The organism is Pseudoalteromonas fuliginea (genome assembly GCF_000690055.1).
GTDB lineage: Bacteria > Pseudomonadota > Gammaproteobacteria > Enterobacterales > Alteromonadaceae > Pseudoalteromonas > Pseudoalteromonas fuliginea.
Map to the genome: position 1 here is coordinate 1 of NZ_JJNZ01000023.1, position 8,724 is coordinate 8,724.

The window sequence follows — 8,724 nt, forward strand, 5'->3', positions numbered from 1 at the left end:
AATTAAATTGCACTATAACGTCGTTAAAAATTTTTTATTTAGAGCAACTAGATGCAAAAATTTTTGCCTAGTTCTAGCGTAATTTTCTTAACGTTAAATAGACCCCATATATAAGCAGATTGGTATAATACCCATCCACAATAATACTTGATCAATTTGAGGGCTTAAACCTGTCGCTAACTGTGTTAAAAATTTCTGATATGGAACAACTAAACAACGAAATTTTTACCTGGTTATCGACACGATTTTCTTATCGTTAAATAGACCACATTTAAGCCGCTTAGTATTATTTCGAGATTAAAGAAATGGAGTAGTTTTCATACTCTTTAATATTATTCATCACGTTCATTAGGGTGTTGTGATTACTGTTTTCGTCAGCTTTTATCAATACTGAACTTATTACATATTTTGCAGCAAACATTGCTAGGTTAGTCGACACTTGCTCTAAGTCAATCAACCTACCTGAGAAATAAACCCCATTACTTTCATCTATACTAAATAAAGCATTTTTAATCGGTTTATCTATTTGAGGGCTATCGAGCGGACGATTTAACTCAATGGCCACAGGTTTAACAAATGAAGTAGTAACAATAAAGAAAATGAGTAGTATAAATACAATGTCTAACATCGGAGTCATATATACATCAGCATTATTTTGCAGTTGAGCTAGTTTTTTTTTCATATTGGGACCTTATTTATAATTTAAAGCTGCGGCGCCACAGCAAGATTTCAGGATCCTATTAATAAAACTAGCACAGCTAAAATAAAATGTAGTTAATTAAATATTCTAATAATATTAAATATTTGTATAAATTATGTCGTTATATGTAAAATAAAACAAATGAATACTTTAAGACAATAAAAAACCCAGCGCTATGGCTGAGTGCTTGGCGTCAAAATCAAGTTTAATGGTTTTTCATGCGACTCATTTCTGCATGGCAACTCTGCATTGTTAGTAGTGTTTTAGCCAAAGCAGCTTCACAGTCAGCAGGTTGTGGTTTATCCATCGCGGCTTTAATTTCTTCAAGGGTTTTATCCTCAACTTCCTCTAGCTCCTTCACATAGGTGCTGTCGTTGTGTGAGCTAAATGTTGTAAGCAGTCCAGTGTATGCACGGCGTGCTTCAATAGCGAACGAAGAGCCATCTTCGCGTTCACCTTTTTCATTAATAGCATAGGGCTGCAAGCGCTCAACACTCACTTTACGTGCATCGATCATGCGCTGAAAAAGAGCGCCAATTGCAGGGTCTTCAATTTTTTCTAGGGCTTTTTCATAAAAGTCGATGCCACTGTTCATTACTTGAATGATGTCTGTAATATGATTTACTTCTGATCCTTGATGGGTGTTCATAATGACCTCTTTAATTAAATGAATATAAACTTCAATCTAATAAAAGCAAAGGTCATTCCATAATGCCTTTCATGTATAAGTATTTGATATTAATTGCTTTGTTATTTATTTTTAAATTACTAGGTTAATTTTTTCTATTAGCCTAGCAATTTTTACAAAGTATTGTGTAATAAAGCTACTTTAGTTCCTCGGCAACTTCAGCTACTTTTTGGCGCAACCAAATATGACTCGCATCTCGGTGTAGCAGTGGACTCCAAATCATATCAAGTTCAAAAGGAGGAATAGGAAAAGGAGGTTCTAGTATTTTAAGTCCTGGATCGTCGACATAAATATTAGCGGCTTTAGATGGTAGAGTGGCAATAAGGTTTTTCTCTTTTGCTAAATGAATCGCTACATGGTAATTACGCGTAAATGTAGCGATATTACGATGTTTACCAAAGTGAGCGAGGGCTTCGTCAACCCACCCTAGCTTTTGCACGTCTTTTGGATCCATTCCTACACCAACACCAAAACCTGTTTTACTTACCCAAATATGGCGTGCTTTTAAATAGCTATCAAGGCTAAAGCTTTCAATTATTGGATTATCGGCTTTTACTAAACAGCAAAAACTGTCTTTCCAAATACGCTTATGATGAAAAGATTGTGGTAAGTTTTCAAAACGATTGATAGCCATATCAACTTTACCATTTTCTACATCATGAAAAGTCACATCACTTGGGGTAAGTATATCTAATGTGGTGTCGGGTGCCTCGTCATGTAATTTACTAAGCAGTTTAGGCGCTAGGGTACTTGCAGCGTAATCGCTGGCCATAATCCTAAACACACGTTTACTTTGGCTTGCCTCAAATTCTCGATTAGGTGCTAGAGTTTCTTCGAGAGTCATTAATATGCCACGTATAACAGGTTGTAACTCCAAAGCACGCTCAGTTGGGACCATACCATCGCTGGTACGAACTAAAATAGGATCGTTAAATAGGTTACGAAGACGTTTAAGGCCATTACTCATTGCAGGTTGTGTAATACTCAACTGGTTTGCAGCGCGTGTTACGTTGCATTCTCGTAGTAGTGTGTCGAGGTAAACCAGTAAATTTAAATCTATTTTACTTATATTCATTGTGTGTCCTTTAGCGCCTACCAGTGGTGAATAAAGCGCTGTGCTGTCGGGTATGGGTAAATATGACTCACATGCCCATTTTTTATGTTTTGCTGTGCTTGTTTCCAAAAACTAACATCAACTAATTCGGGATGTGTACTTAATAAAAACTGTTTATAAGTTGGGTTAGGTGTAACAAAAGTACATAACTGCTCCGGGAAAACATCTTGTGGAGCGACAGAGTAACTTTGTTCACTCATTAAATAGTCATCGTAATTTTTAGCTTTAGGTAATTCTCTAAAGTTCATATCTGTAAGGTATTGTACTTCGTCGTAATCATAAAAAATAATACGTTTATGTTTACTTACCCCAAAGTTTTTTAATAGCATATCACCAGGGAATATATTAACGGCAATCATTTCTTTAAGTGCTTGGCCGTACTCCTCTATTGCATCTGCTGCACTTTCGTCATCAGCGTTTTCTAAAAACAGATTTAGTGGTGTCATGCGCCGTTCAATGTAAAGGTGTTTTATAATCAACCAATCGCCTTCAATTATCATAGAGGAGCCAATTGTTTTATGTAATTGCTCAAGCAAATTACTATCAAAACGAGCCAAAGGAAATACGACATTAGAATACTCTATAGTGTCAGCCATACGCCCAACGCGATCGTGACTCTTTACGAGCTGATAGCGCTTTAAAACGGTGTTGCGACCAAATGGTTTGCTTTCACTAAATTTATCTTTAATGACTTTAAATACATAACCAAAAGAGGGGAGGGTAAATACCATCATCACCATGCCCGGTGTACCAGGTGCAATTGTAAACTCATCACTTGAATGCGTTAAATGACTTAAAAACTCGCGGTAAAATTCAGTTTTGCCTTGTTTATGAAAACCGATCGCGTTGTATAGCTCTGCAATTGTTTTGTTTGGCATTAGCTGATTTAAAAACCTTACCAACGCTGAAGGTGCATGAGTTTCCACCATAAAATAAGCACGCGCAAAGCCAAAAATAACACGCATTTGTGATGATTTAGTGAGCAAGGCGTCTAAGTATAAGCCTTTATCTTTATGATGTAGTACTGCAATAATAAAAGGTTGCACACCGCTTTGAGAAACTACACGGCCAACAATATACGCCGCTTTGTTACGATAAAATGCAGTATGCAATATATCAAAGCGCATTTGCCAAGGTTGGTGGTGAGTATCGGGGGCTTGTTTGTAAAATGCTTTAACAAGCAAGCGTATATCTCGTTCTAAATCTACAAATGGGGCTTTAAAATCAAAGTGATTGATAATACGTTTTATCGTAGGCTTTAAACCATCAACTACCGGAAAATAACTTCTATACTCGGATTCAACCGGTACAGATGGCGCGTCTTTTAATGTGGCTTGTACAAATATAAAGTCATTATGAAAGTAACGTCTATGGTAAAGACGGCAAAATACAGAGTTATAAAATGTTTCGGCAAGCTCTGCTTGTGGATGAAAGCATAAAAAGTGTTGATATATTTTTTTTACTGCAAGCCAAAGAGACTCATCAAGGGTATCTGTAGGATGTTCTATTTTTAAAAATTGTGTCGTTTCGTTAACACGATCATCATAATAGCTAATACGTAAGCGGCTTATATCGTTAATTGCTTGCCAATCTTTATTAGCAAAAGCGAGAGGGGCTTTTGCCGTGGTTTTTTGAAATAGCTTATAGTGCTTTTTAAAGCCAGTTAAAATTAGTTCAGCAATACGATGTGGCTGCATAAGCATTCCTTAGTATACGTTAGAGTTTATACTCTATTGTGTTAAGGGTATGTTATTTTAAGTTTAAAACCAAGCTAAATTACGAACACGCTCATAATGCTTTATGAGCGTTTTATTTGTATATTAATATTTTTTTTTCTAGTTCTTTAATTTTTTTAGCAATAGCAGATACTTCTTTTTTATATTCTTTATTAATTCGTTTAATGTTCTTGGTAATATCTTTAGTAATTATATTTTTCTCATCGTCGGCTAAAATATGGTTAAGGCGCTGTTGTTGCTTGTATTCAGCTCGCTCTTTTTCACGATCGAGTATCGTTAATTTATGGTTGTTACTGCGAAGTTCAGCTTGTAACCCAGCCAAAAGCCTTTCTCGCTCAAGATCGTTTAGTTGTTTTCTATAATCAACTTCAGGGCCATTTTGCAGTATGTTTGTGGTATTTACTTTGTGTGTAGTTGCGCGATGATCGCAAGGAAACTGAGAAAAAACAGTCTCTTTTTCTGTCACGCATTTGTAGTAAGTCGTGGCGTTATTATAAAAGCAGATAAAGATGCAAAGTGAATAAAATAAGTAACTAACAAGTTTAATCATAGCAGGGCATCCATGAATTTATTTTGCGTTGCTAAAAACGCGGTTCCAAAATAAAAACTATAACCTAGCTTGACGTTATAGCAAGCTAGGTCAGGATTACAGTTATTGAGTGAAAGTTTTTAACTTCTTTATGCTTTGTACTAAAAATGGAATATCTAAACCTTGCTCAATAGAGAACCCTTCAGCGGCAGAGATGTTTTTAAAATTCCCATCAGAGTCTATTAATGTGATCCTATCTTTTTTGTATGCTATGACTACACCTTGGGAGTAATTAACACCCATATTGTCTTTTTTCTTGTATAGATTAACACCTAACATTGTTTGTTTGGCAATCGCTTTACAATTTAAGTACTGACCGACACTAGTCGCAATTAAATCACTTGGTTGAATTAAGCCTTCAACTTTTGAGATTCTTTTATCTGAGCTGTATAAGGTTGATGTACTTACCACTTCTTGAGTATCATTTACTAAGCTAAAAGCAAATATTTGCGTTGTGTTATCGCGTGGGGATACAACTTTTGAACCGCTAATAACTCTAATCGCACTGTTAGTGTGAGCTTGGTCATTAATAAAACTCAGCTCGTCAATACCACTTACTTCAATACTGCGACGTTGGCTCTGCCATGCTGGAAGAGTGTGCTCTTCAATTATCGCAACTTTATAAAAGGCAGGTAAACCGTATACCAAACTAAATAGCATGTCGCTATGATTAGTTGGCTGTAAAAACTGCTCTGTTTTATGTAGGCCTTTATTTTCTGAAATAAAGTCGGCTAATTGTTGGTCGGTTTCAAAAACAAAAATGTCGATATTAGCCTGAGTGTAATCTTCACATTTCTCAAGAGGAGTTGGTATTTGGTAGTTAATATTTTGGTTATTAATTTTAACGCTATGAGCTTGTTTATATGTTTCGATATCTAGTAAATCATTTTTAGCTAACAAACTTTTAGCTGTTGTAGGATATGAAAGTGGTAAAACATTATCTTGCTTTGTTACATCAAATTTTAAGTTAGCATCTGCCCAAATATGAATACTGTGGCTAAGCGCAAAACATATAACTAAAAATGAGCTTGCGTAACGTGCAAATTTAAACTGTTTTAGACGCGCTAAATGCCGCCATGTAAGATTACTGGCAACGAGTTGAAAACCTAAGATTAGCAGAACAATACCGCCGGCAAAAAGAGTTGTTAAAGCAGGCGAACTTGTTAATCGATGCCACAGTAGTGAGATGATTTCAGGCAAAGCAGAAGTGCTTAAATGATAGCCCAAATTAACATACACATAAGCATCAAGAGTAAGCAGTGATGCGCCAAACGTAGCAATTACAGCAGCCATTCCACGAATGTGCCTAGGATAGGGGAAAATCAAACTAAGCGGAAATACCGTCAGCACAAATGCTAAAAAGGCAATAAAACTAGTGTGGCTAAGCCATGTCACTAGCATATAAGTTATGCCCATAAAGCTAGTTGGTGGCGAATCGGCAAATAAATAGCTTAAGCTAATAAATAGCGCTAAGCCGATGTTGGCAAAGGTGAACCAATGCCCCCAGCTTAATAACTGACTCGCTTTTGATGAAAACTGATTGTGCTGCGATAAGTTCATAGAGTTTATTTAACCGACTGTGACAATGCTTTTGCAAAGTTCTCAGTTACGGCTTGTCTTTTCCCTGTTGGTACATGCTCTTTTAAGATATGCGTGATAGAATTTCCTAAACACATAAGGCTTAAATCAACCGGTGCATTATGTTTAGTTAGCACATCAATAAGCTGATCGACGATTTGTTCTACTTCTTCATTAGAGTATTTTGATAAGATTGGCATCAGTTGGTTCAATAAAATAGTTATATTCCCGTATTTTAACACTAGAGGCGTGAAAAACAAAGATGACAACAGACGTTAAAAAATTAGTCGTTCATTATGTAGACAAAAAAGACGACGATACGCAAATTCACCTTCGAAATGATGAAATGATCATCAACGATAAAGTGGCCGTGTTCATTGAGCAGTTACATCATGCGTACAACGGTAAACCTGGTAAAGGTTATTGTGCTTTCAGTGGAGATAAAAACAGTATTGTAGCATCAGCAATGCAAAGTTACCGTAATGATGAGTTGGGCTTTTGGCATATGACAGAGCAAGCTTCAACAGTCTTAAAAGAAGAGCTTGATAAGTATGCTTTTAGCGAAACAGGTTATTTAGTATTTTGTCATTATCAGTATGTTGCTACCGATTACATGTTAATTGCGATGATTAACATCAAAGAACATTATTCAATGACTTCAGAGCTTGATTTAGCAGCTTCTCGCCATTTAGATATATCGCGTATGCAACTCGCTGCTCGCATCGACTTAACAGCGTGGGATACACAAGCTGACGACAACCGTTATATTTCATTTATCAAAGGACGAGCTGGACGTAAAGTTGCTGACTTTTTCTTAGACTTTTTAGGTTGTGAAGAGGGTATTGATTCAAAACAGCAAAGCCAAGTAATGCTTAGCGCAGTAGAGGATTATTTATCAGAGCAACAGTTTGATAAATCAGAAAAAGACGACTTACGTAAACAAGTATTTGATTACTGTAATGATTGCGTAACTACAGGCGAAGATGCCAGCGTAAGTGAGCTTTCTGCAACGCTTACAAAAGGCGATGACAGCCCGTTTGATAGTTTTTGCAAAGAGCAAAGCTATGACTTGGAAGAAACCTTCCCTGTAGATAAAAAAACGGTAACCAGTATGGTTAAGTTTTCAGGTCTAGGTGGTGGCGTAAGTGTAAGTTTTGAGCGTAAACATTTAGGTGAGCGCGTTACTTATAATGAAGCGACTGATACCTTAGTGATTAAAGGTATTCCGCCAAATTTAAAAGATCAGTTACAACGTTTTATGGAACAAGAGCAAGAATAAACGTTACATAAATAATGTTTTAGCTTTATTGAAAACGCGGCAAGTAGACCGCGTTTTTTTTATGAGAAAACTTATTTTTAAACGCCAGCATACAGTTTATGGATTTAACGTTTGGTGTTTACCTGTAGACGTAGAGCTTGCTCACGTTAGAAGCGCAGCTTCTCAAAGCTTTAAATGGTGAATTAAAAAAGGTGAGGTGAGTCTTAATGTATTGCAATGCATTAAAAAGGTACTGTTAGTTAACAATTTTGGTAAAAACGTCGTTTTTAAACGCCAGCAAGCTGTGCGTCTACAGGTTATGGATTTAACGTTTGGTGTTTACCTGTAGACGTAGAGCTTGCTCACGTTAGAAGCGCAGCTTCTCAAAGCTTTAATGGTGAATTAAAAGAGGTGAGGTGAATTTTAATGCATTGCAATGCATTAAAAAGGTACTGCTAGTTAACAATTTTGATAAAAACGTTATTTTTAAACGCCAACATACAGTTTATGGATTTAACGTTTGGTGTTTACCTGTAGACGTAGAGCTTGCTCACGTTAGAAGCGCAGCTTCTCAAAGCTTTAAATGGTGAATTAAAAATGGTGAGGTGAGTCTTAATGTATTGCAATGCATTAAAAAGGTACTGCTAGTTAACAATTTTGATAAAAACGTTATTTTTAAACGCCAGCATACAGTTTATGGATTTAACGTTTGGTGTTTACTTGTAGAGCTTGCTCACGTTAGAAGCACTTTACATAGCACTTAAAGCAAAAAAGCCCCGCTATTGAGTAAATAGCGGGGCTTTTTAATGAGCGTTAGTTACTAATCAGCACTCATTGTTTTAGTCATTGCAGAGCTTGCACGACCAGCAGGTTTGATTGAGCCTGCACGTAAGCCACTGTCGGGTACTAGTTCACGTTTGTCGTGAGCCATTGCAACAGAGATATGTTTTACTTCGCTATCAGCTACAGGAGTAGGTTGTGCCATTGGCGCACTTGCAGATCCTTGCGAAACGACGGTTTTAACATGCTGTACTGATTTTTCAACTTTAGCTGGTTGCTCA

Annotated in this window: 9 protein-coding genes; 1 reads left to right on the top strand and 8 read right to left on the bottom strand. The window is 36.6% G+C overall.

The genetic code is table 11. The features are described from left to right. Positions 1 to 286: 286 nt before the first annotated feature. The 7 genes from DC53_RS12735 to DC53_RS12705 all read right to left on the bottom strand — a co-directional run bounded on the left by DC53_RS12735 (position 287) and on the right by DC53_RS12705 (position 6,605). Positions 287 to 682: an ExbD/TolR family protein gene (locus tag DC53_RS12735; RefSeq protein WP_033029123.1), complete on the bottom strand. Its 396-nt coding sequence runs from the start codon at positions 680 to 682 to the stop codon at positions 287 to 289. A 223-nt stretch (positions 683 to 905) separates the two neighbouring features. Then, positions 906 to 1,349: a ferritin-like domain-containing protein gene (locus DC53_RS12730; protein WP_007375281.1), complete on the bottom strand. Its 444-nt coding sequence runs from the start codon at positions 1,347 to 1,349 to the stop codon at positions 906 to 908. Positions 1,350 to 1,524: 175 nt separating this feature from the next. Beyond that, positions 1,525 to 2,463 carry a LysR family transcriptional regulator gene (locus DC53_RS12725; protein WP_007375280.1) on the bottom strand — a complete coding sequence of 313 codons (939 nt, stop codon included), beginning with the start codon at positions 2,461 to 2,463 and terminating at the stop codon, positions 1,525 to 1,527. A gap of 17 nt (positions 2,464 to 2,480) precedes the next feature. Then, positions 2,481 to 4,199 (bottom strand): bifunctional isocitrate dehydrogenase kinase/phosphatase, encoded by a 1,719-nt coding sequence (gene aceK / locus DC53_RS12720; RefSeq protein ID WP_033029125.1) that lies wholly within the window; start codon positions 4,197 to 4,199, stop codon positions 2,481 to 2,483. Positions 4,200 to 4,311: 112 nt separating this feature from the next. Continuing rightward, positions 4,312 to 4,788 (bottom strand): hypothetical protein, encoded by a 477-nt coding sequence (locus tag DC53_RS12715; protein ID WP_033022918.1) that lies wholly within the window; start codon positions 4,786 to 4,788, stop codon positions 4,312 to 4,314. A 102-nt stretch (positions 4,789 to 4,890) separates the two neighbouring features. Next, positions 4,891 to 6,387 (bottom strand): DUF3413 domain-containing protein, encoded by a 1,497-nt coding sequence (locus tag DC53_RS12710; protein ID WP_033029127.1) that lies wholly within the window; start codon positions 6,385 to 6,387, stop codon positions 4,891 to 4,893. A gap of 5 nt (positions 6,388 to 6,392) precedes the next feature. Beyond that, positions 6,393 to 6,605: a YejL family protein gene (locus DC53_RS12705; protein ID WP_007375276.1), complete on the bottom strand. Its 213-nt coding sequence runs from the start codon at positions 6,603 to 6,605 to the stop codon at positions 6,393 to 6,395. 62 nt (positions 6,606 to 6,667) lie between these two features. On the opposite strand from DC53_RS12705, the gene yejK reads away from it, so the two are divergent. Beyond that, positions 6,668 to 7,684 carry a nucleoid-associated protein YejK gene (gene yejK / locus DC53_RS12700; protein ID WP_007375275.1) on the top strand — a complete coding sequence of 339 codons (1,017 nt, stop codon included), beginning with the start codon at positions 6,668 to 6,670 and terminating at the stop codon, positions 7,682 to 7,684. A 799-nt stretch (positions 7,685 to 8,483) separates the two neighbouring features. Here the strand turns inward: yejK and DC53_RS0120455 are convergent. Beyond that, a partial coding sequence (locus DC53_RS0120455; RefSeq protein WP_033029129.1) for a hypothetical protein occupies positions 8,484 to 8,724 on the bottom strand: 241 nt, incomplete at its 5' end.

Coding starts and splice junctions, on each gene's coding strand:
- DC53_RS12735 (WP_033029123.1), bottom strand. CDS start 682: ATGAAAAAAAAACTAGCTCAACTGCAAAATAATGCTGATGTATATATG.
- DC53_RS12730 (WP_007375281.1), bottom strand. CDS start 1,349: ATGAACACCCATCAAGGATCAGAAGTAAATCATATTACAGACATCATT.
- DC53_RS12725 (WP_007375280.1), bottom strand. CDS start 2,463: ATGAATATAAGTAAAATAGATTTAAATTTACTGGTTTACCTCGACACA.
- aceK (WP_033029125.1), bottom strand. CDS start 4,199: ATGCAGCCACATCGTATTGCTGAACTAATTTTAACTGGCTTTAAAAAG.
- DC53_RS12715 (WP_033022918.1), bottom strand. CDS start 4,788: ATGATTAAACTTGTTAGTTACTTATTTTATTCACTTTGCATCTTTATC.
- DC53_RS12710 (WP_033029127.1), bottom strand. CDS start 6,387: ATGAACTTATCGCAGCACAATCAGTTTTCATCAAAAGCGAGTCAGTTA.
- DC53_RS12705 (WP_007375276.1), bottom strand. CDS start 6,605: ATGCCAATCTTATCAAAATACTCTAATGAAGAAGTAGAACAAATCGTC.
- yejK (WP_007375275.1), top strand. CDS start 6,668: ATGACAACAGACGTTAAAAAATTAGTCGTTCATTATGTAGACAAAAAA.